This is a genomic window from Streptomyces sp. KL2 (assembly GCF_046529545.1).
GTDB lineage: Bacteria > Actinomycetota > Actinomycetes > Streptomycetales > Streptomycetaceae > Streptomyces > Streptomyces radiopugnans.
Genome location: NZ_CP127170.1, coordinates 2161113 through 2185866, shown reverse-complemented (window position 1 = coordinate 2185866; position 24754 = coordinate 2161113). Strand labels below are relative to the sequence as shown.

Sequence of the window (24754 nt, the reverse complement as noted above, 5' to 3'; positions counted from 1 at the left end):
CGCGCGGCGTGATCCGGCCGGTTCCGGACGGCATGACGGCATGACGGCGGGAATCCGGGGCATGCGGATGCCGTACCCCCCACGGGTGCGGTACGTCCCCCGCAGCCGCCCGCCGCTCCCCCCTCCGGCGGGCGGCTGCCCCCCGATGTGGGGCCGTCGGATAGCCTGACGCCAGGTCTCTTGACGTAGAGATACGTTGGAGACCCAGCCGCCACTGTCAGGTAAACGGAGACCGCCATGACCCGCACTCCCGTCAATGTCACCGTCACCGGCGCCGCCGGCCAGATCGGCTACGCGCTGCTGTTCCGCATCGCCTCCGGCCAGCTGCTGGGCCCGGACGTGCCGGTCGCGCTGCGCCTCCTGGAGATCCCGCAGGGTCTCAAGGCCGCCGAGGGCACCGCGATGGAGCTGGACGACTGCGCCTTCCCGCTGCTCAGCGGCATCGAGATCACCGACGACCCGAACAAGGCGTTCGACGGCGCCAACGTCGCCCTCCTGGTCGGCGCCCGCCCGCGCACCAAGGGCATGGAGCGCGGCGACCTGCTGGAGGCCAACGGCGGTATCTTCAAGCCGCAGGGCAAGGCCATCAACGACCACGCCGCGGACGACATCAAGGTCCTGGTCGTGGGCAACCCGGCCAACACCAACGCCCTGATCGCCCAGGCCGCCGCTCCGGACGTACCGGCCGAGCGCTTCACCGCCATGACCCGCCTGGACCACAACCGGGCCCTGTCGCAGCTCGCGAAGAAGACCGGCACCCCGGTGTCGGAGATCCGCCGCCTCACCATCTGGGGCAACCACTCGGCCACCCAGTACCCGGACGTCTTCCACGCCGAGGTCGCGGGCAAGAACGCCGCCGAGGCCGTGAACGACGAGAAGTGGCTGGCCGAGGACTTCATCCCGACCGTCGCCAAGCGTGGCGCCGCCATCATCGAGGCCCGCGGCGCCTCCTCGGCCGCCTCGGCCGCCAACGCCGCCATCGACCACATCCACACCTGGGTCAACGGCACCCCGGAGGGCGACTGGACCTCCATGGGCATCCCCTCGGACGGCTCCTACGGCGTCCCCGAGGGCCTGATCTCCTCCTTCCCGGTCACCTGCTCCGGCGGGAGGTACGAGATCGTCCGGGGTCTGGAGATCAACGAGTTCTCGCGGGCGCGCATCGACGCCTCCGTGAAGGAGCTGGAGGAGGAGCGCGAGGCCGTCCGCGGTCTCGGCCTCATCTGATCCGGCCCCGCCCCGATCGATCCCGTTCCGGACCCGCTCCGGAGCGCCTGCGCACCGAAGGCCCCCGGCTCCCGCAGCCGGGGGCCTTCGGCGTTCCCGCACCGGGCCGCTCCCCGTGCCCGCCCGGGTGCGCCATGTAGTGCCCGCAATGCCCTCCATATCCCGCCATCACCTTAAATCCATTTAAATAGAGACCAAGTGATCATGGTTTCCTGTGTGAAGCGCGCCACTTGACTTGGATTAAAAGAATGAATTCCTCGGTATGGGGCATGGGACCGGGTCGCTCGGGCCGCCGGGCGGCAACAGCACCATGCGAGGAAGGCAGTACGGAACGTGTCGGCAATCGAGACCATGCACATCGACGGGGAGTGGCGCCCCTCCCTCTCCGGAAGAACCAGGGAGGTCCTCGATCCCGCCGACGCGACGGTGCTCGCGGTCGTCTCCGAGGGCGGCGCCGAGGATGCCGACGCCGCCGTCGAGGCCGCCCGCCGCGCCTTCGACACCGGCGTCTGGCCCCGCACCCCCGTCGCCGAGCGGGCGGCGCTGCTGCGGCGCACCGCCGACCTCCTCCAGCGGGACCGCGAGCAGCTCGCGCTCACCGAGTCCATGGACACCGGCAAGACCGTCGAGGAGGGCCGCGTCGACGTCGACGACGTCACCGCCGCCTTCCGATACTTCGCCGACCAGGCCGTGGGCACCTCCGGCGGACGCGTGGTGGACGCGGGCAGCCCGGACGTGCACAGCGTCGTCGTCCACGAACCGGTCGGCGTCTGCGCGCTGATCACCCCCTGGAACTACCCGCTGCTCCAGGCGAGCTGGAAGATCGCCCCGGCGCTGGCGGCGGGCAACACCTTCGTCGTCAAGCCCAGCGAGATCACTCCGCTGTCCACCGTCCACCTGATACGGCTGCTGGCCGAGGCCGGCCTGCCCGCGGGCGTGGCGGGCCTGGTCACCGGCGCGGGCGACCCGGTCGGCGCCCGGCTCTCGGAGCACCCCGGCGTGGACCTGGTCTCCTTCACCGGCGGCCTGGCCAGCGGCACCAAGGTGGCCGCCGCCGCGGCCGCCACGGTCAAGAAGGTCGCCCTGGAACTGGGCGGCAAGAACCCCAACGTCGTCTTCGCCGACGCCTGCGCCACCGAGGAGGGCTTCGACACCGCCGTCGACCAGGCCCTCAACGCCGCCTTCATCCACAGCGGCCAGGTCTGCTCGGCCGGCGGGCGCCTCATCCTGGAGGAGTCCGTCCACGACCGCTTCGTCACCGAACTCGTCCGCCGCGCCCGCCGCATCCGGCTCGGCCGGGGCACCGAGCCCGGCGTCGAGTGCGGCCCGCTCGTCTCCCAGCAGCAGCTCGACAGGACCGAGGAGTACGTCGCCTCCGCGGTCGCCGAGGGGGCCGTCGTGCGCTGCGGCGGAGAGCGCCCGGAGCCCTCCGACACCCTCCCGGCCACCGGCTACTTCTACCCGCCGACCGTCCTGGACCGCTGCGACCGCACGATGCGCGTGGTGCGCGAGGAGGTCTTCGGCCCGGTCCTGACGGTGGAGACCTTCCGCACCGAGGAAGAGGCCGTGGCCCTGGCCAACGACACCGAGTACGGCCTGGCCGGCGCCGTCTTCTCCGCCGACACCGCCCGGGCCCGCCGGATCGCCGCCCGGCTGCGCCACGGCACCGTGTGGATCAACGACTACCACCCCTACCTGCCGCAGGCGGAGTGGGGCGGCTTCGGCCGCTCCGGCGTGGGACGCGAACTCGGCCCCTCCGGGCTGGACGAGTACCGCGAGACCAAGCACGTCTACGAGAACCTGCGCCCCGCGCCGGTGCGCTGGTTCGCTGGCTGACCCCGCCCGCGCCCGGACGCCCCCCGCGCGCGCCCGCTCACTCCCGCGCACCCCTGACGCGACACCCCTGTAGGAGCACCACCTTCATGCCCAGCAAGACCACCTACGACTACGTGGTGATCGGCGGCGGCACGGCCGGCTCGGTGATCGCCTCCCGGCTCGCCGAGGACCCCGGCACCACCGTCGCCCTCATCGAGGGAGGCCCCTCCGACGTCGACCGCCCCGACGTACTGACCCTGCGCCGCTGGCTCGGCCTGCTCGGCGGCGACCTCGACTACGACTACCCCACCACCGAGCAGCCACGCGGCAACTCCCACATCCGGCACAGCCGCGCGCGGGTGCTCGGCGGCTGCTCCTCGCACAACACCCTGATCTCCTTCAAGCCGCTGCCCTCGGACTGGCAGGAGTGGGAGGACGCCGGGGCGAGCGGCTGGAACGCCATCGCGATGGAGCCCTACTACCACCGGCTGCGCAACAACATCGTCGCCGTGGACGAGAAGGACCGCAACGCCATCGCCCGCGACTTCGTCGACGCCGCGCAGGCGGCCCTCGGCGTACCGCGCGTGGAGGGCTTCAACGCCAGGCCGTTCACCGAGGGCGTCGGCTTCTTCGACCTCGCCTACCACCCGGAGACCAACAAGCGCTCCTCCGCCTCCGTCGCCTACCTCCACCCCCACATGGAGGCCGGCGACCGGCCCAACCTGGAGCTGTGGCTGGAGACCTGGGCGTACCGGCTGGAGTTCGGCGGGGACGACGGCCGCCGCGTCACCGGCGTCCACGTCCGCACCGCCGACGGCGAGGAGACGCTGGTGAGCGCCCGGCGCGAGGTCGTGCTGTGCGCGGGCGCGGTGGACACCCCGCGGCTGCTGCTGCACTCCGGCGTCGGACCGGCCGCCGATCTGGAGGCCCTGGGCATCCCGGTCGTCCACGACCTGCCGGGCGTCGGCGAGAACCTGCTGGACCACCCCGAGTCGGTCATCGTCTGGGAGACCGACGGCCCCATCCCCGAGAACTCGGCGATGGACTCCGACGCGGGCCTGTTCGTCCGCCGGGACCCGGACTCGCCCGGCCCCGACCTGATGTTCCACTTCTACCAGATCCCCTTCACCGACAACCCCGAGCGGCTGGGCTACGAACGCCCCGCCCACGGGGTGTCGATGACCCCCAACATCCCCAAGCCCCGCAGCCGCGGCCGGCTCTACCTCACCAGCGCCGACCCCTCGGTCAAACCGGCCCTGGACTTCCGCTACTTCACCGACGCCGAGGACTACGACGCCCGCACCCTCGTCGACGGCATCCGCATCGCCCGCGAGATAGCGGGGACCGCGCCGCTGGCCTCCTGGCTCAAGCGGGAGGTCTGCCCCGGCCCGGACATCACCTCCGACGAGGAGCTGAGCGAGTACGCCCGCAAGGCCGCCCACACCGTCTACCACCCCGCCGGCACCTGCCGGATGGGCGCGGCCGACGACGAACTGGCCGTCGTGGACCCGCGGTTGCGCATCCGGGGCCTGGACGGCGTCCGTGTCGCCGACGCCTCGGTCTTCCCCACCATCCCCGCCGTCAACCCCATGATCGGCGTGCTGATGGTCGGTGAGAAGGCCGCCGACCTGCTCCGCGACGACCGCGACGACCGCGACGAGTCCCAGGACGAGCCCGACGACACCACGACACCGGGAGGTGCCGCGTGACCGCAGCCCCAGCCACCCCCTCCGGAGCCTTCCCAGCGCCGGACGCAGTGACGCCGGAGACCGACGACCCGGTGTTCTCCGTCCGGAACCTGTGGAAGGTCTTCGGCCCCAAGGCCGACCGCGTCCCCGGCGACACGTCCCTGACCGGGCTGTCCGCCGCCGAGGTGCGCGAGCGCACCGGCTGCACCGCCGCCGTCCGCGACGTCTCCTTCGATGTCGCCCGCGGCGAGGTCTTCGTCGTCATGGGCCTGTCCGGCTCCGGCAAGTCCACCCTGGTGCGCTGTCTGACCCGGCTGATCGAGCCCACCGCCGGCACCCTCCACATCGACGGCGAGGACGTGCTGGCCATGGACCGGTCCCGGCTGCGGGAACTGCGCCGCACCCGCGCCGCCATGGTCTTCCAGCACTTCGGCCTGCTGCCGCACCGCACCGTCGTCGACAACGTCGCCTACGGCCTGGAGATCCAGGGCGTGGGCAGGGCCGAACGCCGCGCCCGCGCCGCCGAGATGATCGAGAAGGTCGGCCTGGCCGGACTCGGGGAGCGCCGCCCCGGCCAGCTCTCCGGCGGCCAGCAGCAGCGCGTCGGCCTGGCCCGCGCACTCGCCGTCGACCCCGAAGTCCTGCTGTTCGACGAGCCGTTCAGCGCGCTGGACCCGCTGATCCGCCGCGACATGCAGGAGGAGGTCATCCGCCTGCACCGCGAGGAGGGCCGCACGATGGTCTTCATCACCCACGACCTGGCCGAGGCGCTGCGCATCGGCGACCGCATCGCGCTGATGCGCGACGGCGAGATCGTCCAGCTCGGCACCCCCGAGGAGATCGTCGCCGCCCCGGCCGACGACTACGTGCGCGACTTCGTCCGCGACGTGCCGCGCGAGCAGGTCATCTCGGTGCGCCGCGCGATGCGTCCGGCGCTCGCCGGCGAGGCGGACACCGGTGTCGCCCTCGCCCCCGGCGCGGTGGTCGCCGAGGCCGTCGAGGCCGTGGCGCGCAGCGGCGGGCACGTCCGCGTGGTGGAGGACGGCCGCACCCTCGGCGTCGTCGACCACGCCCGGCTGCTGGCCGTCGTCGCCGGACTGGACCCGGACGCCGCCGGACCGGCCCCCGGCGCCGCCGACTCCCATACCACCGGCGGGGAGGTGGCCGCCGTATGACGACCGCCACCCCCGCCCCCTCCGCTCCGACCCCGGAACCGGAGAAGCCGGAGAACCAGCACAAGGCCGGCAAGACCGGGAAGGCCGGGAAGATCGGCAGGCAGAAGGAGCCCGGGGAGCCCGGGAAGACGGCCTCCACCGCCCCCGGATCCGGCCCGGAACACGAGGGACCCCCGGGCCGCCCCGGCGCCCTGCGCCGCCTGGCCGGCGGAGCCTCCGGCCGGCCGGCCGCCCGCAGACTGCTCGTCCTCGCCCTCCTCGCCCTCGTGGCGGTCCCCGCCGCGGCGTCGGCGTGGGGCAGCGGAAGCTGGCCGGACGCCCTGACCCACGACGTCCGCGCGCCGCTGGACGAACTGGACGCCTGGCTGGTCGACAACCGCGAGTCGCACTGGCTGTTCCTGTACTTCCTGCTGCACATCAGCAACAACGCCGTCTCCGCCGTCGACGGCGTCCTCGCCCTCCTCCAGGGGCTCGGCTGGACGGGCGTGACGGCCGCCGCCACCGTCCTCGCCTGGCTGGCGGGCGGCGCGGACCTCGGCCGCCGCGCCCTGCGCACCGCCGCGACCGCCCTGGGCACCTTCGCCGTGATCGGCCTGCTGGACCTGTGGGCGCCCGCCATGGAGACCCTGGCGCTGATGGTCGTGGCCGTCGCCGCCGCCGCGCTGATCGGCGCGACGCTCGGCCTGGCCGCCGGGCTCTCCGACCGCTGCGAGCGGCTGCTGCGCCCGGTGTTCGACACCATGCAGGTGATGCCGGCGTTCGCCTACCTGCTGCCGTTCGTGCTCCTCTTCGGCATCGGCACGCCCTCGGCCCTGATCGCCACCGTCATCTACGCGGCACCGCCCATGGCCCGCCTCACCTCGCTCGGCCTGCGCGGCGCCGACCCGGCCGCGCTGGAGGCGTCCGCCTCGCTGGGCGCGAACGCCTGGCAGCGGCTGGTCACGGCCCGGCTGCCGCTGGCCCGCAGGCAGATGCTGCTCGGCCTGAACCAGACCATCATGATGTGCCTGTCGATGGTCGTCCTCGCCTCGGTCATCGGCGCGGGCGGCCTGGGCGACGAGGTCTTCACCGCCCTGTCGCGGGTGGACGTGGGCCAGGCGCTCGGCCCCGGCATCGCCATCGTGCTCATCGCGATCTGGCTGGACCGCACCACCGCCGCCGCCGGCGCGCGCCTGGACGACGCCTCCGCCCCCGCGAGCCGCAGGCGCGCCTGGTCGGCACGGGCGGCCGCCGCGGCGTTCGTCGCCGCGGCCTCCGCGGCCGGCTCGGCCGCCCTGGGCCGGGAGTGGCCCGAGCGGTGGACCGTGAGCATCTCCGGCCCGGTCAACACCGCCGTCGGCTGGATCACCGAGAACCTCGGCTCGGGCATCCCCCTGGTCGGCGGCACCGCCACCTGGTCGGAGAACTTCGCCCGCTGGGTGCTCAACCCGCTGCGCGACGGACTCCAGGGCGCCCCCTGGTGGCTGCTGCTCCTGGCCGCCGCCGCCCTCGCCCTGCTGACGGGCACCTGGCGCACCGCCCTGACCGCCGTGGCCGCGCTGGCGGCGATCGGCGCGATGGGACTGTGGCCCACCTCGCTCAACACCCTCTCCCAGGTGCTCGCCGCACTGGTGGTCACCCTGCTGCTGGGCGTCGCGATCGGCGTCCTGGCCGCCCGAGTGCCCTGGGTGGACCGGGCCATCCGGCCGGTGCTCGACGTGATGCAGACGATGCCGCAGTTCATCTACCTCATCCCGGTGGTGGCGCTGTTCAACGTCGGCCGCACCGCCGCGATCATCGCCGCGGTGGTCTACGCGCTGCCCGCGGTCGTCCGCATCACCGCCCAGGGCATCCGGGAGACCGACCCGGGCGCGCTGGAGGCCGCCCGCTCCATGGGCGCGTCCACCGGCCAGCAACTGCGCCACGTCCAGCTCCCGCTGGCCCGGCCCGCCCTGCTGCTGGCCGTCAACCAGGGGGTCGTCCTCGTCCTGGCCATCGTCGTCATCGGCGGCCTGGTGGGCGGCGGCGCGCTCGGTTACGGCGTCGTCTACGGCCTGCAGAAGAGCGAACTGGGCATCGGCCTGACCGCCGGCGCGGCGATCGTCTGCCTCGGCGTGCTCCTGGACCGCATCACCCAGCCCGCCGCCTCCCGCGACCGGCGCTGACCCGGTCCCCGGCACCCCACCACCCCCACACACGCACAGGTACACACCACAGGAAGAGAGATCAGGCATGAACACCGGCAAGAACAGCAGACGCGTGCGCACCACCCTGGCCGCCGGATCGGCCGTCCTCGGCATGGCCGCGCTCAGCGCCTGCGGCGCCGCCGACACCTCCGCCTCCGCCTCCTCCGGCGGCGGCGACACCGTCACCATCGCCGTCCCCTCCTGGGTCGGGGCCGAGGCCAACGCGGCCGTCGCCAAGCACATCCTGGAGGAGGAGCTGGACGTCAAGGTCAAGCTCCAGCAGATGGACGAGCCGGTCGCCTGGGACGCGCTCGACAGCGGCAAGGTCGACGCGATCCTGGAGGACTGGGGCGGCGTCCCCAAGAAGGAGAAGCGCTACATCGAGGAGCGCAAGACGGTCGTGGAGGCCGGCGACCTCGGAGTGACCGGCCACATCGGCTGGTTCGTGCCCAAGTACTTCGCGGACGAGAACCCCGACGTCACCGACTGGAAGAACCTCGACAAGTACGCCGACGAGCTGAAGACCACCGAGAGCGGCGGCAAGGGCCAGCTCCTGGAGGGCTCGCCGTCGTACACCACCAACGATGACGCGATCATCAAGAACCTCGACCTGGACCTGAAGACGGTCTACGCGGGCAGCGAGGCCGCCCAGATCACCCAGATCAAGAAGTACGTCAAGGAGAAGAAGCCCTTCCTGACGTACTGGTGGACGCCGCAGTGGCTGAACGCCGAGATCGACTTCGTCGAGGTGAAGCTGCCGGAGTACACCGAGGGCTGCGACGCCGACCCCGAGAAGGTCGCCTGCGCCTACCCCGAGACCCCGCTGCAGAAGTACCTCAACGCCGACTTCGCGAAGGACGGCGGTGACGCCGCGCAGTTCCTGAAGAACTTCAACTGGTCGACCGAGCAGCAGAACCAGGTCGCCAAGTGGATCGCCGGCGACGGCATGTCCGCGGAGGACGCGGCGGCCAAGTGGGCCAAGGAGAACAAGTCCACCTGGGAGAAGTGGCTCCCGTAAGGACCGGCCCCGCAAGGGGTGGTCCCGTACGGCCACGGGCCCGGAACGCACACGCGTTCCGGGCCCGGCGTTCTGTCGGCGGACCTACTCCTTGGGCTCGGCCACGAAGCTGCCGAGCCCCGGCACGGTGTACGTGGCGCCCTCCGCGCGCAGCCGGCTGAGCACCTTCTGCGCGGTGGCCTGTGCGATGCCGAACTCGGCCTGCAACTGGATCACCGAGGGCACGCGGGTGCGCGGCGGGTAGGTGCCGTCGGCGATCCGCTGCCGGATCACGTCGGCCACCTGCATCCACCGGGGTACGTCGGAGGCGAAGTCGATCACGGAGCCACATTGACACTCACTGCACATCAGTGCGAGCTATAGACCTGTATGGCATCCCTAGCATGCTAGGGATATGCTCGGCCATACGAAGGACCCCCGCGACCGCTGGAACCGGCCCGGGGGCGTGGCCACCAACTACACAGGAGTTGATGACGTGCGCGACCTTATCGCGCGTGCCCTCGGACGGGCACGCCGTCCTGTCCTCGCAACACTGCTCGCCCGGCTGCTTCCGGCCAGTGGCCGGCACCGCAGGACCCCCGTCCCGGCCCCGGCGCGCCTGCGCCGGACGGGCTCCGCCCGGCCCGCGCCGACCGGCGCGAGGGCCGTCGGCCGGATCCCGGCGCCGCGCTCGCCGTACAGCCGCGAGCAGGCCCGGCCGTTGGACGGGGCGGACTCGGCGCTGGTGCGGCCGTACTGGGCGGCCCATGAGCGGGTGGCGCGGCGACGGAGGCGGGTGCTGTGGCTGGCGACGATGGGGCTGGACCTGGACACCCGGAACATCCACGCGGCGGCCGGGGGTGCCCGGTGGTGAACGAGGCGGAGTACCGCTCCCCGTCCTGTGTGATCGGCCGGCACGGGCACTGCGCCGACGGCGAACCGCGCGACAGCGGCGTCCCCGGCGTCCGCCACCTGGTGTGCGCCTGCCCGTGCCACCCCGCGCCGGAGGCGTGGGAGCCCGCCGTCGCGCCGTCCCCCGGCGCCGGGCACTGGTACCGGCTGTGCTGGACCGTACGGCCGGAGCAGGACCCGCACCGGTTCCTGCCGCGTGTGCTCCACGGCGTACTGCTCGGGCAGGACGTGCCCGCGATACTGCGCGGGATGCGCGGCTGCCTGGCCCCGCCGGCCTTCCACGACCCGGCCCGCGTCCGGGCCGAGGCGGACACCGGGCGCGGCTGGACGTACGAGACCGCCGCCCTCACCGCCCACGCCCGCCGCATCGCCGAACCGGCCGGACCCGCCGACCGCGTGGCTCTGTTCGGCTGCCCGGACCGGAGGGGGTGCCGGACGTGATGTCCCACCGCACGCGCCGCAGGCGCCTGGAGTCGTGCACCTGGACCACCCTCCTGGTGGCCGTCTCCACCGTGGCCGTGGTCCTCCTCGTCCAGGCCGCCCACCGCGGCTGACCCGTACGCTCCCACGCACACCGCTCCGGGTGGGAACAACATCCCCGCCCGGGGCGGCCCCTCGGACAGCGGGTCGGCTCAGACCCGTTCCGCCCGCTCCCGTTCGCCGGTGCGGGCGGGAGCGGGACCGGGGGCGGGGCGGCGAAGCAGTTCGGGCAGGACGGTGGCGAGGCCGGTAAGTGCCATGGCGGCGCCCAGCCAGAGGGGCGCGCGCAGACCCCAGGTGTCGATGGCGACGGCTCCGAGGGAGGAGCCGAGGACGACGCCGAGGGTGATGAAGGAGGAGTGGACGGTGTTGACCAGCGGACGGGCGTTTCCGGTGCGCTGGACGCGGGTGACCATGGCCGGGTTCATGGTGACGCCCACCAGGCCGATGCCCGTCATGCAGGCGACGGCGGGGACGGGCAGGCCCGCGAGGAGCGCGAAGCCGGCGAGGAAGAGGGCGTTGAGCAGCAGGCCCCAGACCAGGACCGGCAGTGCGTGACGGTCGGCGAGGCGGCCGACGACGGTGTTGCCGACGACGGTGGCGGCCCCGTACGCGATCAGGAGGTAGGGGACGGCGGCGGTGGGGAAGCCGGTGACCTCGGTGAGGATGGGGTTGAAGTAGCTGAAGGCGGAGAAGGTGGCGCCGATGACCAGGGTGCTGGTGCTCAGGGCCAGCCACAACCGTGGGTTTCCGAAGACGCGGATCTCCTGGCGGAGGTCGCCTTCGCCCTCCGCGCGGCCCACACGGGGCACGCCCGCCAGTGTGGCCAGGGCGGCGGCGAGGGCGAGCGCGGAGATGGCCCAGAACGCGGCGCGCCAGCCGAACCGCTCACCGACCAGGGTGGACAGGGGGAGACCGAGCAGGGTTCCGAGCATGAGGCCGTTCATGACCACCGCGATCGCCCGGCCCCGGATACCGGGACGGGTGAGCTGCGCGCACAGCGAGACGGCGACACCGAAGAAGGCCTGGGAGGCGACGCCGGTGACGATCCGGGCGGCCAGCATGGTGGAGTAGCCGGTCGCGGTGGCGGCCAGTACGTTGCCGGCCAGGAAGACGGCGAACAGCACCATGAGCGCCCTGCGCGGTGGAACCCTCAGCACCGCGACGGTCAGTAAGGGCCCGCCGACCGCCATGGCCGCCGCGAAGGCGGTGATCAGGTACCCGACCTGCGGGACGGTGGCGTCCAGCCCTTCGGCCAGCTGCGGCATCAGCCCGGCGACCGCGAACTCGCTGGTCACCATGGCGAAGATGCCGAGCGCCAGTACGTACACGGCACGTGGCACGGTCCGACTCCTTCGGACAGACGCTCCGGGGAGCGTTATGGATTGGTCAGTTCAAAACCCGGACATGCGAACGCGCCGGATCGCGGCGATCGCGCCCCTGCCGGGGATCAGGGTGTCAGGGCGTCCATGACGACCTCGGCGACGGACTCCAGGGCGGCGCGGTCGGCCCCGCCCTGACCGGAGACCCGCATGCCGCCGATCGCGGCGTCGACGAAGCGGGCCAGTGCTTCCGGAGTCCGTGCGGAGGTGATGCTCCCGTCGCGTCGGCCGGCCTCCATAGCGGCTTGGAGGGCGGCCAGTCGCCGGGCGGTGTGGCGCTCCAGGATCCCGGCCACCCGGGCGTCGCGGGCTGCCAGTTCGACGGTGGTGTTCACCGTCAGGCACCCCATGCTGCGACCCTCGGTCCGGTACTCCGTCTCGTTCTCGACGATCCTGGCGAGCAGGTCGCGGACGCGGTCGGCCGCAGTCCGCCCGGGGTTCTCCAGAATCGCCACCTGAGCGCTCGTCATGGTGTCGATGTAGCGGGCCAGGGCGCGTTCGAACAGGTCGTGCTTGCTCCTGAACGTGTTGTAGACGCTGCTGCGGCCCAGGCCGGTGGCTTCGCACAGGTCCTGAGTGGAGGTGGCCTCGTAGCCCTTCTCCCAGAAGGTGCGCATCGCCGCGTCCAGGGCCCGTTCCTCGTCGAAGGTCCTCGGTCGGGCCATGGCGGGACCGTACCAGTTTTGAATCGGCCGGTTCAATATCACCGGAGCGCACGCCGCCCACCACTCAGGACGTGTTCGGCGGTACGCGGCGCACCGCCGACCGCCGACCGCCGGGTGGTGAGGGAATGCCCTCCCCACCCGGTGCGGAGCGGGGGGCGAGGACGCATGTCCGAGCCGTCGGAGCAGTCGTACGCCGATAGATTGAGCACATGTCACGCAGGGTCGAGAGCATCGCCGTCACCGGTCACAAGTCGATCAGGGCGACCGGGCTGACCCTGGGACCGATCACCGTCCTCGTCGGCCCCAACGGCGCGGGCAAGAGCAACTTCATCGACGCGGTCGAACTGCTCGGACGCATTGCCGACGGGGACCTGCGGATGGAGGTCGGCCTGCGCGGCTGCCGCGTCCACCACTTCCACGACACGACCCGCAACGCACCGGTGAAGCAGGCGGGTTACGCCTCCGACTCCGAGGCCCTGCGCCCGGACGCCGGCAACCTCGCGGCCTTCCTGATGAGATTGAGGGAGGGGCACTCGGCGGAGTACCGGAAGATCGTGCGCACGGTCCGTTCCGTCGCGCCGTTCTTCCGCGATTTCGTTCTCACCGAGGACTCCGGCGGACGGGTGCGCCTGCGGTGGAAGCAGTTCGGCTCCGACACCGTCCTCCCGGCGGAGGCCCTGTCCGACGGCACCCTGCGGTTCGTCTGCCTGACGCGGCTCGAACCGGAGGGCGCCTGAGCGCCGTCCCGGACGGGACGGTCAGTCGAGGCAGAACTCGTTGCCCTCGATGTCCTGCATCACGATGCACGAGTCGTGGCCGTCGTACAGGAGCTGTACGCGTACCGCGCCGAGCGGGACCAGCCGTGCGCATTCGGCCTCGAGCGCGGCCAGGCGCTCCTCGCCCACGAGACCGGTGCCGACCCGCACGTCGAGGTGCACCCGGTTCTTGGCGGTCTTGCCCTCGGGGACGCGCTGGAAGAACAGCCGCGGGCCCACACCGGAGGGATCGACGCAGGCGAACCACGAGTCCCGCTCCTCGGGCGGCAGCGAGCCGCTGTAGTCGTCCCAGGTGGCGAACCCCTCCGGGGGCGGCGGTACGACGTACCCCAGCACCTCGCACCAGAAGCGGGCGAGGCGCTCCGGTGCCGCGCAGTCGAAGGTGACCTGGACCTGTCTGACCGATGCCATCGGCTCACCGTAACAGGGGATTTCGCCGCCCGACATCGAATAAGGACGGGTGCGTTGGTGACTGCGTCGTCACCGTGCCTTTCAGGGCTGATCCCCTTCTGCGGCTGTGCACGCTCGTGCCGGTCTGCCTGCCTCACGGGGGACGCCACCATCATGCGTCAGCCAAGGGCGCCGATGCCGGAACCCGCCCCCCGCCGGGGCAACGACCCGGCGGGGGGCGGGACACGGGCGGGGAGGCAGAGGAGGCTCAGAAGTCGGCGCGCACCTGCTCGTCCACCCGGCCGACGGACTCCAGGTCGTACATCTCGGTGTACCGGTCGCGGAGGTACTCGATGTCGGCGTCGCGGGCCTCGGCCTTCTCGCGGGGGTAGAGCAGGATCAGCTCGTAGGAGCGCTCGCCGTTGATGGAGCCGGTCTTGTCACGCCACTGGCCGTAGCCCTCCTGGAGGGTGAGGCCGTCGGGGAAGCGCGGGGTGACGTACTCGTCCAGGAAGTCCATGAACTGCTCCTCGGTGATCGGCGGCTCGCCGCCGTGGCGGCCGGTGCCGAAGAAGAGCTGGGTGCGCACGTACGGCTTGGTGTGGGGGGAGTGATACATCCCGGATGCCTCGGCGCGGACGGCCGCGGGTCTGGCGTCCCGCTCCTGGAGCGTGGTGGCGAAGGCGGTGGAGGCGCCGGCCGCGCAGAGCAGGGCGGTCAGGAGGACGGCGAGACGGATGCGGCGGCCGGGGCGGGCGGGACGGGAGGTGTGCGGTGTCATCGGGACTCCGGTGGTTGGGCGGGCGGGGGGTGGACTTCTCCTTCACCGGACCGCTCGCGCGGGAAGTTCCCGCGCGAGCAGCCCGGCCAGGTCTCTGGTGGTGCCGCGCAGTGCGCGGGGCACACGGCGGCCCTCCCCGACGGCGGCGACCGCCTGCCGCAGGGAGTTCAGGGCCCGTACGGAGCCCATGCCGGGAGCGCTCTCGGCCAGGGCGGACAGCCAGGCGTCCGTGTCCCGCCACGCGCCCGCGCGCGCCAGGACGCGGGCGAGGTCGGCGGCGAACAGGGCGCGGTAGGCGGGGCCGCCGTCGGACGACACGGCCGCGTGGAGCAGGGTCGCGGCCCCCTCCGCGTCTCCCAGGTCGGCCAGGACGAGCCCGTGGTGGCCGTCGAGTTCCGCGCGGTCGAACCACCAGCTCCAGGCGGGATCCCGGTCCGAGGGGCCGTCCGCGGACATCTCCCGGGCGGCGTCCAGGGAGCGCAGCGCCTGCGCCCTCCTGCCGAGCTGGGCGTACGCCCGCGCCTCGCGCACATGGAACAGTGCGGCCACCCGCGGCGGCAGGCCCTTGCGGGCCAGGACGGAGGAGGAGGTGAGCAGGGACGCGCGGGGGCGCATGAGGTGGGCCTGCTGCATGCTCAGCACGGACAGCACCAGCAGCTCGATGGAGCGATCCTCCTCGGGCAGGCGGCGGACCAGGGCGAGCGCCCGCCGGTTGAGGCGGCGGGACAGCCCGTGCCGTTCGGCGTCGAACAGGATCCACGCGGCGACCTCGAAGAACTCCGCGAGGTCCGCGACGGCCGTCCCCGCCGTGCCGACGGCCCCCAGCGCCTCGGCGGCCTCGACCGCCCGCACCGACCGCATCGCCACGGGGGCCGCGTGGCGCGCTCCCAGCGTCCGGTCGAGCGCGAGGAGTTCGGCCGTCATGGCGCGGACGTTCGGGGGAGGGGGTGTGCGGGGTTCCATCGGTTTCCTGGCGGGATCGGTCCTGGCGGAGTCAGGGATCGGGAGTCAGGGGATCAGGAGTGATCGCTTCCCTGCGGTGCGGCGGCCTGTGCGGCGGCGGTCCGCGAGGCGGCCGGGAGGGTGGCGGGGAGCCGGGCGAAGGCCCTCGCCACCTCGGACAGCCACGCCACCTCCTGGGCGAAGTCGCCGGAGTCGCCACGGCGTTCGGCCGGCGGGGGCGGCGCGGCGGGTAAGGAGGGCGGGGCGGCAGCCGGTTCCCCGGCCCGCGCGTCGAGAGCGGCCCTCAGCAGACGGGCCTCGTCGGCGGGGGAGCCCTGCTCCGCACCGCGGGGCAGGTGCGGGCCCAGGGCGTGGTAGCCGTCGAGGATCTCGATGACGCGCCGGTGGAGCCGGTAGTCGAGGTCGGCCGGCGGGAGCAGGTCCAGCGGCCGCCTGGGCGGCGGTTCGAGCGCGATCGCCGGCACCGCCTCGTACAGGGCCCACCACAGTGGGCGCAGCCGCAGGTAGGAGCGGTAGCCGCGCAGCCGGCCGGAGAGGGCGGGCCCCCAGGACGGCACCGTCCAGCCGAACACCTGCAGCAGCGCCCCCACGCTCCCGGCCAGCCAGTACGCGGGCTCCCAGGCGCTCATGTCGTGGCCGAGCTGGGTGCCGGCGATCTGGGTGTAGCGGATGGCGCAGTAGACCAGGATGAGCGAGGCGCCCGCGGTGACCGTCCACATGCCCGCGCGCAGCCAGGTGCGGCGGGCGATGCGCGCGTAGCGGTAGGACAGCCGTACGGCTCCGACCTGTCCCACCGCGCAGACGGTGATGTAGAGGAGCAGGTATCCCGCGTAGCCGGGGTCCTGCATGTTGCGCAGCAGGGTGCCCTCGGCGGAGGCGGTCTGCCGGTAGGGCTCCACGACGAAGAACAGCACGACCAGGACCGCCAGCGCGGCGGAGAACGCCAGCACGCGCCGCCTGGCCAGGACCGCCGCCCGCTCGGGCGGACGCGACCAGTGGACCAGTACGACCTGCTGGGCGGCCGTCAGCACGACCACGGCGGCCTGCGTCATGAGCGTGGTGAGGTTCGGATAGCCGAACAGGCGGGAGACGTCGTCGCGCAGCCAGTTGAGGTCGATGAGGAAGCTGAGCCCGGAGCACAGGAAGTAGGTCTCCAGGGCCCACAGGGCCGGATCGCCTCTGCGCCGCAGGAGTTCGGGGAGCTTGTAGCAGAACGCGGCGAGCCCGACGAGGGCGCACAGGTGGGACAGGGCGTCGTAGATCATCCGCGGCCGACGACGCTTTCCACGCGGGCCATCACGGTGGCGTCCTCGGGAGGCAGGGCGTCGGCGTCCTCCGGGTCCGGGGCGGCCTTGCGGCGGGCGTGCGCCAGGATGAGCGACGCCATCATCTCGGCCTCCTGCTCGGCCCGGTCGTCGTAGGCGGAGCGCTTCAGCGACCTGCGGACGAGGTCCGGATCGGCCTCCGGGAAGAGGTGCGCCGGGACGGCCGGCCCGGGGAGCGCGCCGAAGTCGTGTTCGCAGATGATGTGGGAGAGCTCGTGGGCGATGATGTGCTCCTGGTGGGGCCTGCTGGTGTTCGCCCGGTAGACGATGACGTCCGTGTCCGGCAGGGCGATCCACAGGCCGTGGAGCAGTGGCTCGTCCAACTCCATGGGGACGAGGCGGATGGTGCGCCCGCGCCGCCGGCCCACCTGTTCGCAGACGGCCGTGATGCCCGCGGCGCCGGTGAGGTCAGCGGTGTCCGCGGCGCCCGCGGCGCCGTCCTGCCCGGGGGCGATGCCGATCTCGGCGAGGCGTCTTTCGCAGGCGCGCTGCATCTCCCGGAACCGGGCACGGCGGCGGCCCGGTAAACGCAGGAGGGACGCTGCCACCGTGTGTCCTTTCCGGCTCCGCACCGCGTCGCCTTCGGGGTCCTGGAGGGGACGGCGCCGTGGGGCGGTCGGCGGGTGTCGGTTTTCGGCGCCTCCTGAGAGATCGTCACCAACTGCCGGGCTGTGCGCAACCTCTCACCGCGATCGCGCCGGGGCCGCCGTCAGGTTGGCTCAAAGACGCCCCCGTCCGCCGTGCGGTCCGGTGGCCGGTTCCGCGACGGCGGCGGCGACGCGGTCGTGGAGCGAGCCGCCGAAGGTGACGCGGGCGGCGCGGGGAAGCCCGCGCCGGCGAAGGCGCGGGCGCTCACCGCGTCCCACACGCTGGGCAGTACCGGGGGCGCGTCGCCGCGGTGGAGCGCGCGGAAGGCGTCCGCCGCGCCCGCGGCACGGCCGGTCACCCCGCTCCGCTCTCCTTGTTCTCCTTCAGGGAGGCCGGGACGGCGCGGGTGGCCACCTGGAAGCGGTTCCAGGCGTTGATGGAGACGATCTGCGAGATCAGGTGGGCCAGTTCGGTCTCCTCGAAGTTCTTCGCCGCCCGCTCGTAGACCTCGTCCGGCACGTAGTGCCCCTGCGGTGTGCCGCCGTCCAGTCTGGTGACCGCCTCGGTGAGGGCGAGCGCGGCCTGCTCCTTGTCGGTGTAGAGGCCGTGGGCCTCCTCCCAGGCGTCGAGCAGGTCCAGCCTGAGCTGGGAGATGCCCAGCTTGCGGGCGTCGGCGAAGTGCATGTCGAGGCAGAAGGCGCACTTGTTGAGCTGCGAGGCGCGGATCTTGACCAGTTCGGCGATGACCGGGTCCAGCCCCTTCGACGCCGCGGCCTCGAAGGCGGCCATCCCCTTGTACACCTCGGGGACGAGCTTCCACAGGTTCATGCGCGGACCGTGTTCGTGCACTGTCGTCATGGTGACGACCCTAGGCAGGCGGTAGCCCAGGGGTATGGTCCACTTCCATGCGGGATTCCTGGGCCAATTCAGGTGGGAGCCCGGACGGGAGTTCAGGCGGCGGTCCGGACGGCGGTCCGGACGGAGGCGCGCGGGGCGGTTCGGCCGGCGGTGCCGGCGGCGACCTCCATCTGGACCTCGGCGGGCCGGGCGGGCTGCGCGCCTCGCTGATGCGCGCCCTGCGCGACGCCGTCCGCACCGGCCGCCTCGCCCCCGGCACCCGGCTGCCCTCCTCCCGCTCGCTCGCCGCCGACCTGGGCGTGGCCCGCAACACCGTGGCCGACGCGTACGCCGAACTCGTCGCCGAGGGCTGGCTGACGGCCCGCCAGGGATCGGGCACCCGTGTCGCGTCGCGCGCCGAACCGGCCGCGCCGGGCGGCCGGCCGGGCGCTCTCCCCGCCGTGCCGCGCCAGTCCCCGCACCCCGCCGCGCCCGCCCGTACGCCTCCGCGGATCCTCCACGACCTGCGCTCCGGGCGGCCGGACGTCTCCGCCTTCCCCCGCGCCGCCTGGCTCACCTCCGCCCGCCGCGCCCTGGCCGCCGCGCCCAGCGCCGCCCTCGGCTACGACGACCCGCGCGGCCGGCCCGAACTGCGCCGCGCGCTGGCCGGATACCTCTCCCGCGCGCGGGGCGTGCGCGCCGACCCCGAACGGATCGTGGTCTGCGCCGGGTTCGTGCGCGGGCTGGCGCTGCTGGGGGAGGTGCTGGGCACCACGGTGGCGGTGGAGACGTACGGCCTGTGGATCCACCGCGACCTGCTGGCCCGCGTCGGGGTGCGCACCGTACCGCTGCCGGTGGACGACCGCGGCGCCGACGTGTCCGCCCTGTACACCTCGGGGGCCCGTGCCGTCCTCCTCACCCCCGCCCACCAGTACCCCACCGGTGCGCCCCTCCACCCCGACCGGCGCACGGCGGCCGTCGACTGGGCGCGGGCCACCGGCGGACTGGTCCTGGAGGACGACTACGACGGCGAGTTCCGCTACGACCGCCAGCCCGTCGGCGCGCTCCAGGACCTCGACCCGGAGCGGGTGGTCTACCTCGGCACCGCCAGCAAGAGCCTGGCGCCGGGGCTGCGGCTGGGCTGGATGGTGGTGCCCGAGGCGCTGCTCGGCCCCGTCCTGGCCGTCCGCCGCGAGACGGCCGAGACCTGCGGCGCCCTCGACCAGCTCACTCTCGCGGACTTCGTGGACTCGGGGGCGTACGACCGGCATGTGCGCGCCATGCGGCTGCGCTACCGGCGCCGCCGCGACCAGCTGGTGGCAGCGCTCGCCGAGCACGTCCCCGCGGTACGCGTCACGGGCATCGCGGCCGGACTGCACGCCGTGCTGGAACTGCCGCCGGGCACCGAGGGGCCGGTGCTGGAGGAGGCGGGGCGTGCGGGGGTGGCCGTGGAGGGGCTGGCGCGCTTCCGCCACCCGGCCGCCCCGGAGCCCGGGGCCGGGCGGCCCGGCCCCGGGCGCGACGCGCTCGTCGTCGGCTACGGCACCCCGCCCGAACACGGCTTCTCCTCCGCCGTGGAGGCGCTGTGCGCGGTGCTGCGCCGGGTGCTGGGCGGGTGCCCGGCGCTCAGGCGCCCAGCACCGCGCCCAGCCGCTCCAGCCCCCAGTCCAGGTCCTCCTTGGAGATCACCAGCGGCGGGGCGACGCGGATCGTCGAGCCGTGGGTGTCCTTGACCAGGACGCCCCGCTCCATCAGCCGCTCGGAGATCTCCCGGCCCGTGCCCAGGGACGGGACGACGTCCACGCCCGCCCACAGCCCGCGCCCGCGCACCGCCTCGACCGCGCCGCCGCCCGCCAGCAGGCCCAGCTCGTGGTGGAGGTGCTCGCCCAGTTCGGCCGCCCGCTGCTGGAACTCGCCGGTGCGCAGCATCGCGACCACCTCCAGCGCGACCGCGCAGGCCAGCGGGTTGCCGCCGAACGTCGAACCGTGCTCGCCGGGCCGGAAGACGCCCAGCACGTCCGCCGAGGAGACCACCGCCGAGACCGGCACGATGCCGCCGCCGAGCGCCTTGCCCAGCACGTACACGTCCGGCACCACGCCCTCGTGCTCGCACGCGAACGTCCGGCCCGTGCGGCCCAGGCCCGACTGGATCTCGTCCGCGACGAACAGCACGTTCCGCTCGCGGGTCAGCTCGCGCACGCCCGCCAGATAGCCCGGCGGCGGCACCAGCACGCCCGCCTCGCCCTGGATCGGCTCCAGCAGCACGGCGACGGTGTTGTCCGGGTCCTCGTCGAGCGCGGCCCGCATCGCCTCCAGATCGCCGTAGGGGACGATCTCGAAGCCCGGTGTGTAGGGGCCGTAGTCGGCGCGGGCCTCGGGGTCGGTGGAGAAGCTGACGATCGTGGTGGTGCGGCCGTGGAAGTTGTTCTCCGCCACGATGATCCGCGCCCGCCCGTCGGGGACGCCCTTGACCCGGTAGCCCCACTTGCGGGCCGTCTTCACGGCCGTCTCCACCGCCTCCGCGCCGGTGTTCATCGGGAGCACCGCCTCCATGCCGCACAGCTCGGCCAGTTCGGTGCAGAAGGCGGCGAAGCGGTCGTGGTGGAAGGCGCGGGAGGTGAGGGTGAGCCGGTCCAGTTGCGCGTGGGCGGCGGCCAGCAGCCGGGGGTGGCCGTGGCCGAAGTTGAGCGCCGAGTAGCCGGCGAGCATGTCCAGGTAGCGCCGGCCCTCCACGTCGGTCATCCACGCACCCTCGGCCGAGGAGACGACGACCGGCAGCGGGTGGTAGTTGTGCGCGCTGTGCGCGTCGGCGGCGGCGATCAGTTCGGCGGAGGCGGTACGGGCGGCTGCCGGAACGGCGGTGGCGGACGATTCTGCCGAGGTGGCCATGGGAACGCTCCGTGTCGGGTGGGCGGAGTGGACGTTGTGCACCGGCGATCGTGCGGCGGTCGCCGCGTGTGATGCCTATCTCTATCGTCGTACGCCCGCTTCGCACCGAAACCCTCCGGCGCGGCGCGTTCCGGTGCGCCGATACGCCTGTCCGGCCCATGTCCGGGGCCGTGTCCGGCCTCGCACGGGAGGCGGAACACGGGTGATCCCGGCGGCGGCCCTCTGCGAGAATGACGCCATGGCCACTGACCGTCCCCGTGTACTCTCCGGCATCCAGCCCACCGCGGGCTCCTTCCACCTCGGCAACTACCTCGGTGCCGTCCGCCAGTGGGTCGATCTGCAGGACACCCACGACGCGTTCTACGCCGTCGTGGACCTGCACGCCATCACGATCCCGCAGGACCCGAAGGAGCTGCGCGCCTCCACCCGGCTGGCCGCCGCCCAGCTCCTGGCCGCGGGGCTCGACCCGGAGCGCTGCACCCTGTTCCTCCAGAGCCATGTGCCCGAGCACACGCAGCTCGCCTGGGTGATGAACTGCCTCACCGGCTTCGGCGAGGCCTCCCGGATGACCCAGTTCAAGGACAAGAGTGCGCGGCAGGGCGCCGAGGCCACGACGGTCGGCCTGTTCACCTACCCCGTCCTCCAGGTCGCGGACATCCTGCTCTACCAGGCCGACAGCGTCCCCGTGGGCGAGGACCAGCGCCAGCACATCGAGCTGACCCGCGACGTCGCCGAACGCTTCAACAGCCGCTACGGCCACACCTTCACCGTCCCCTCGGCCTTCATCCTCAAGGAGACGGCGAAGATCTACGACCTCCAGGACCCGACGGTCAAGATGAGCAAGTCGGCGGCCTCCCCCAAGGGCGTGGTCAGCCTGCTCGACGAGCCGAAGGCCTCCGCCAAGAAGATCAAGAGCGCGGTGACCGACACCGGGACCGAGATCCGGTACGACGAGAAGGAGAAGCCCGGCATCAGCAACCTGCTGGTGATCTACTCCACCCTCACCGGCACCGGAATCCCGGAACTGGAGCAGCAGTACGCCGGCAAGGGCTACGGTGCCCTCAAGACCGACCTGGCCGAGGTCGTCGCCGCCTGGGTGACACCGTTCCGGGAGCGCACCCAGGAATATCTGGACGACCCCGAGACGCTGGACTCGGTGCTGGCCAGGGGGGCCGAGAAGGCGCGCGAGGTCGCGTCGCGGACCCTGGCCGCCGCGTACGAGAAGGTGGGCTTCGTGCCCGCCAAGCACTGACAGGGCACCGGACGACCAGGGGGAACGGAAACGAGAGGGACGAGGAAGGAGAAGCACGTGGGGACCGTCACGCTCGGCGTATCGATCGCGGTCCCGGAGCCCTACGGCAGCCTGCTCCAGCAGCGGCGTGCCGGCTTCGGTGACAGCGCGGCCCACGGCATCCCCACCCACGTGACCCTTCTGCCGCCGACCGAGGTGGACGCCGCGCGCCGCCCCGAGATCGAGGAGCACCTCGCCGGGGTCGCCGCGGCGGGACGGGCCTTTCCGATGAGGCTGTCGGGCACGGGCACCTTCCGCCCGCTGTCGCCGGTGGTCTTCGTCCGGGTCGTCGAGGGCTCCTCGGCCTGCGGACGGCTCCAGGAGTGGGTCCGGGCGGAGGACGGCCCGCTCGCCCGCGAGCTCCAGTTCCCGTACCACCCGCACGTCACGGTCGCCCACGGCATCGCCGAGGAGGCGATGGACCGGGCGTACGCGGAACTGGCCGACTTCGAGGCCGCCTGGACGGCGACGGGCTTCGCGCTGTACGAGCAGGGCGAGGACTGCGTGTGGCGGCTCCAGAGGGAGTTCTCCTTCGGCGGTGCCGCGCACCTGCCCCTGCCCCCGCAGCCGAACTTCTCCAGGCCTCCGGCCCCCTCGCTCTGACGCGCCCCCGCGCGCAGACCAGGGGGCCGGTCGCGGCCCGCTCGGGGCCGCGGGGCTCCTCGGGTTCCTCAGGCGCCCCGGGTGCCTCAGGGCGTCCCGGCGCCCTCAGCCGGGGGCGCCGGGGGCTCGATCCCACCGGAACCGGTGGCGGGCCCCTCCCCGGAGCCCTCCGGGTTCCTCGCGTCCTCCGGGGCCCCGGGCGTCCCGGGGCCCTTCGGAGCCCGGACTCCGGCCCCGCCCGCCCCGCCCGCCCTTCCGGTGCTTCCGGGCGCGGAGGCGGCGCCCTCCGGCCTCCCGGGGGCCGGAGGCCTCGTCACGATCCTCTCCAGGGCACCGGGGTTCCCCGGGCCGCCCAGGACCGCCGGGCCCTGCGGGCCGCGCCCCGGGTGCGGCAGACCGGTCACGCCCGGCAGCGGCCAGCGCCGGCGTACCCCGTACGCCCCCGCGCCGAGCGCGACCAGGACCGCCGCCACGATCATCAGGGCCGTACCGGCGCCGTCCGACGGCCCGTGCGTCCTGGCCGCGTTGGGCGTGATGGGCCCGGCCGGCTGGGCGTCGGTCCCGCCCGCCTGGCTGCCGGGCCTGTCGTCGGCGTTCTTGCCGCTCCCGTACGCGGCCCCCTCGGGCGGCACCAGCTCGCCCACGGGCTCGGTCTTCCCGGCGGCCTCGAAGCCCCAGTCCAGGAGGTCGGCGGTCTCCTCGTAGACGCTCAGGCCGCCCCCCTCGGGGTGCATGGCGGTCACCAGCAGCACCCGGTCGCCGCGCTGGGCGACGCCGGTGAAGGTGGACCCGGCGTTGGTGGTGTAGCCGTTCTTGACGCCCGCGATGCCCTCGTACGGCTCCAGGCCGGGGGCGCCGGTCAGCAGGCGGTTGGTGTTCTGGATCTCGAAGGTGCCGCGCTTCTTCTTCCCGTCCTTCCCCTTCTCCACGTCCCCGGGGAACTGCGCGCGGACGGTGGCCGCGTACGCGCGGAAGTCCGGCTTCTGCATCCCCGAGCGGGCGAACAGGGTGAGGTCGTAGGCGGAGGAGACGTGCCCCTCGGCGTCGTAGCCGTCGGGGCTGACGACGTGGGTGTCCGTCGCGCCGAGCCGTCTGGCGTGCTCGTTCATCTCCCGGACGGTCTTGTCCACGCCGCCGTTCAGCTCGGCCAGCGCGTGCACCGCGTCGTTGCCCGAGCGGAGGAAGACGCCCTTCCACAGGTCGTCGACCGTGTAGGTGAGGCCCTCCTTGAGGCCGACCATGCTGCTGCCCGGACCGACCCGGAGCAGTTCCTCCCGGGAGACCCGGTGGACCCGCTCCTTGTCGAACTTCGGCAGCAGGGTGTCGGCGAACAGCATCTTGATGGTGCTGGCCGGGGCGAGCGGCCAGTGCGCGTTCTTGGCCGCCAGCACGTCACCGGTCTCGGCGTCCGCGACGATCCAAGCGCGCGAGGTGATCGAGTCGGGCAGTTCGGGGGTGCCGGCCCCGGCCCGCGGTTCTATCTGGACGCCGGGCAGGCCGAGGCGTTCCCCGCCGACGGCGGACATCCGCGCGGGCGGGGACGGCTCCCGGGGCTTGTCCGCCACGGCGCGCGCCGCGGCCGGAGTGCCGGACAGGCCGGGCAGGAAGCACGGCAGGAGCAGGGCTGTGGCGGCGGCGAGGCCGCGGGCGCTGCGCACTCGGCGCGCGCGGGCGATTACGCAGTGGGTCTTCGACACGGAGCGAACGTATCGGCTCCGCGCCCGTACGGAACCTCCGAGAGGACCATCGCGGTGGCGGGAGACGCCCCTGCCAGTGATTCCATTGGGCCGATAGACATACTTGTA

The 24754-nt window shown here is 73.2% G+C and carries 23 protein-coding genes; 12 read left to right on the top strand and 11 right to left on the bottom strand.

What is annotated here, in order from left to right:
- The first annotated feature begins 237 nt into the window (after positions 1–237).
- The 6 genes from QPK52_RS09740 to QPK52_RS09715 all read left to right on the top strand — a co-directional run bounded on the left by QPK52_RS09740 (position 238) and on the right by QPK52_RS09715 (position 9088).
- Positions 238–1227 carry a malate dehydrogenase gene (locus QPK52_RS09740; RefSeq protein WP_410536945.1) on the top strand — a complete coding sequence of 330 codons (990 nt, stop codon included), beginning with the start codon at positions 238–240 and terminating at the stop codon, positions 1225–1227.
- A 351-nt stretch (positions 1228–1578) separates the two neighbouring features.
- A complete protein-coding gene (locus QPK52_RS09735; protein ID WP_410540272.1) occupies positions 1579–3063 on the top strand; it encodes an aldehyde dehydrogenase family protein in 1485 nt (494 codons plus the stop codon).
- Positions 3064–3149: 86 nt separating this feature from the next.
- Positions 3150–4751, top strand: coding sequence for a GMC family oxidoreductase (locus QPK52_RS09730; RefSeq protein ID WP_410536943.1), 1602 nt, complete (start codon positions 3150–3152; stop codon positions 4749–4751).
- 47 nt (positions 4752–4798) lie between these two features.
- Positions 4799–5905, top strand: coding sequence for a quaternary amine ABC transporter ATP-binding protein (locus QPK52_RS09725; RefSeq protein ID WP_410540271.1), 1107 nt, complete (start codon positions 4799–4801; stop codon positions 5903–5905).
- The gene (locus tag QPK52_RS09720) at positions 5902–8049 is read left to right on the top strand and encodes an ABC transporter permease subunit (RefSeq protein WP_410536942.1); all 2148 of its coding nucleotides are present in this window, start codon (positions 5902–5904) and stop codon (positions 8047–8049) included. Before QPK52_RS09725 ends, QPK52_RS09720 begins: the two co-directional genes overlap by 4 nt.
- A gap of 67 nt (positions 8050–8116) precedes the next feature.
- Positions 8117–9088 carry an ABC transporter substrate-binding protein gene (locus tag QPK52_RS09715; RefSeq protein WP_410536941.1) on the top strand — a complete coding sequence of 324 codons (972 nt, stop codon included), beginning with the start codon at positions 8117–8119 and terminating at the stop codon, positions 9086–9088.
- Positions 9089–9172: 84 nt separating this feature from the next.
- Here the strand turns inward: QPK52_RS09715 and QPK52_RS09710 are convergent, their stop codons facing one another.
- Entirely contained in the window at positions 9173–9409 is a 237-nt protein-coding gene (locus QPK52_RS09710) for a GntR family transcriptional regulator (protein WP_410536940.1), read from the bottom strand.
- A gap of 154 nt (positions 9410–9563) precedes the next feature.
- Here QPK52_RS09710 and QPK52_RS09705 point away from each other — a divergent pair, with 154 nt between their 5' ends.
- Together QPK52_RS09705 and QPK52_RS09700 are read left to right on the top strand one after the other, a co-directional pair.
- Positions 9564–9941, top strand: a complete 378-nt coding sequence (locus QPK52_RS09705) for a hypothetical protein (RefSeq protein WP_410536939.1) — start codon at positions 9564–9566, stop codon at positions 9939–9941.
- On the top strand, positions 9938–10420 hold the full coding sequence (locus QPK52_RS09700; protein WP_410536938.1) for a hypothetical protein: 483 nt from the start codon (positions 9938–9940) through the stop codon (positions 10418–10420). The genes QPK52_RS09705 and QPK52_RS09700 overlap by 4 nt, the downstream gene beginning before the upstream one ends.
- Positions 10421–10611: 191 nt before the next feature.
- Here the strand turns inward: QPK52_RS09700 and QPK52_RS09695 are convergent, their stop codons facing one another.
- Both QPK52_RS09695 and QPK52_RS09690 read right to left on the bottom strand, forming a co-directional pair.
- Entirely contained in the window at positions 10612–11802 is a 1191-nt protein-coding gene (locus tag QPK52_RS09695) for an MFS transporter (protein ID WP_410536936.1), read from the bottom strand.
- Positions 11803–11909: 107 nt separating this feature from the next.
- Positions 11910–12506 carry a TetR/AcrR family transcriptional regulator gene (locus tag QPK52_RS09690; RefSeq protein WP_410536935.1) on the bottom strand — a complete coding sequence of 199 codons (597 nt, stop codon included), beginning with the start codon at positions 12504–12506 and terminating at the stop codon, positions 11910–11912.
- A gap of 209 nt (positions 12507–12715) precedes the next feature.
- On the opposite strand from QPK52_RS09690, the gene QPK52_RS09685 reads away from it, so the two are divergent.
- A complete protein-coding gene (locus tag QPK52_RS09685; protein ID WP_410536934.1) occupies positions 12716–13243 on the top strand; it encodes an AAA family ATPase in 528 nt (175 codons plus the stop codon).
- A 21-nt stretch (positions 13244–13264) separates the two neighbouring features.
- On the opposite strand, the gene QPK52_RS09680 is transcribed toward QPK52_RS09685, so the two are convergent.
- The 6 genes from QPK52_RS09680 to QPK52_RS09655 form a co-directional block, all read right to left on the bottom strand.
- On the bottom strand, positions 13265–13693 hold the full coding sequence (locus QPK52_RS09680) for a VOC family protein (protein WP_410536932.1): 429 nt from the start codon (positions 13691–13693) through the stop codon (positions 13265–13267).
- A gap of 247 nt (positions 13694–13940) precedes the next feature.
- Positions 13941–14453 (bottom strand): DUF3574 domain-containing protein, encoded by a 513-nt coding sequence (locus QPK52_RS09675; RefSeq protein WP_410536930.1) that lies wholly within the window; start codon positions 14451–14453, stop codon positions 13941–13943.
- Positions 14454–14495: 42 nt separating this feature from the next.
- On the bottom strand, positions 14496–15377 hold the full coding sequence (locus QPK52_RS09670) for a DNA-binding protein (protein WP_410536928.1): 882 nt from the start codon (positions 15375–15377) through the stop codon (positions 14496–14498).
- A gap of 92 nt (positions 15378–15469) precedes the next feature.
- Positions 15470–16681: an MAB_1171c family putative transporter gene (locus QPK52_RS09665; RefSeq protein WP_410536927.1), complete on the bottom strand. Its 1212-nt coding sequence runs from the start codon at positions 16679–16681 to the stop codon at positions 15470–15472.
- Positions 16678–17289 (bottom strand): toxin, encoded by a 612-nt coding sequence (locus QPK52_RS09660; RefSeq protein ID WP_410536925.1) that lies wholly within the window; start codon positions 17287–17289, stop codon positions 16678–16680. Before QPK52_RS09660 ends, QPK52_RS09665 begins: the two co-directional genes overlap by 4 nt.
- A 394-nt stretch (positions 17290–17683) precedes the next feature.
- Positions 17684–18187: a carboxymuconolactone decarboxylase family protein gene (locus tag QPK52_RS09655; RefSeq protein WP_410536924.1), complete on the bottom strand. Its 504-nt coding sequence runs from the start codon at positions 18185–18187 to the stop codon at positions 17684–17686.
- Between the two features lie 47 nt (positions 18188–18234).
- Between QPK52_RS09655 and QPK52_RS09650 the strand changes: the two genes are divergently transcribed.
- A complete protein-coding gene (locus QPK52_RS09650) occupies positions 18235–19899 on the top strand; it encodes a PLP-dependent aminotransferase family protein (protein ID WP_410536922.1) in 1665 nt (554 codons plus the stop codon).
- Here the strand turns inward: QPK52_RS09650 and rocD are convergent.
- Positions 19793–21055 carry an ornithine--oxo-acid transaminase gene (gene rocD / locus QPK52_RS09645; protein WP_410536920.1) on the bottom strand — a complete coding sequence of 421 codons (1263 nt, stop codon included), beginning with the start codon at positions 21053–21055 and terminating at the stop codon, positions 19793–19795. The two genes, QPK52_RS09650 and rocD, sit on opposite strands and share 107 nt — an antisense overlap.
- Before the next feature lie 238 nt (positions 21056–21293).
- Here rocD and trpS point away from each other — a divergent pair, with 238 nt between their 5' ends.
- Both trpS and QPK52_RS09635 read left to right on the top strand, forming a co-directional pair.
- Entirely contained in the window at positions 21294–22307 is a 1014-nt protein-coding gene (gene trpS, locus QPK52_RS09640) for a tryptophan--tRNA ligase (protein ID WP_410536918.1), read from the top strand.
- A gap of 57 nt (positions 22308–22364) precedes the next feature.
- Positions 22365–22949: a 2'-5' RNA ligase family protein gene (locus tag QPK52_RS09635; protein WP_093661569.1), complete on the top strand. Its 585-nt coding sequence runs from the start codon at positions 22365–22367 to the stop codon at positions 22947–22949.
- An 86-nt stretch (positions 22950–23035) separates the two neighbouring features.
- Here QPK52_RS09635 and QPK52_RS09630 read toward each other — a convergent pair whose 3' ends face one another.
- Entirely contained in the window at positions 23036–24646 is a 1611-nt protein-coding gene (locus tag QPK52_RS09630) for a D-alanyl-D-alanine carboxypeptidase (protein WP_410536916.1), read from the bottom strand.
- Between the last annotated feature and the right edge of the window lie 108 nt (positions 24647–24754).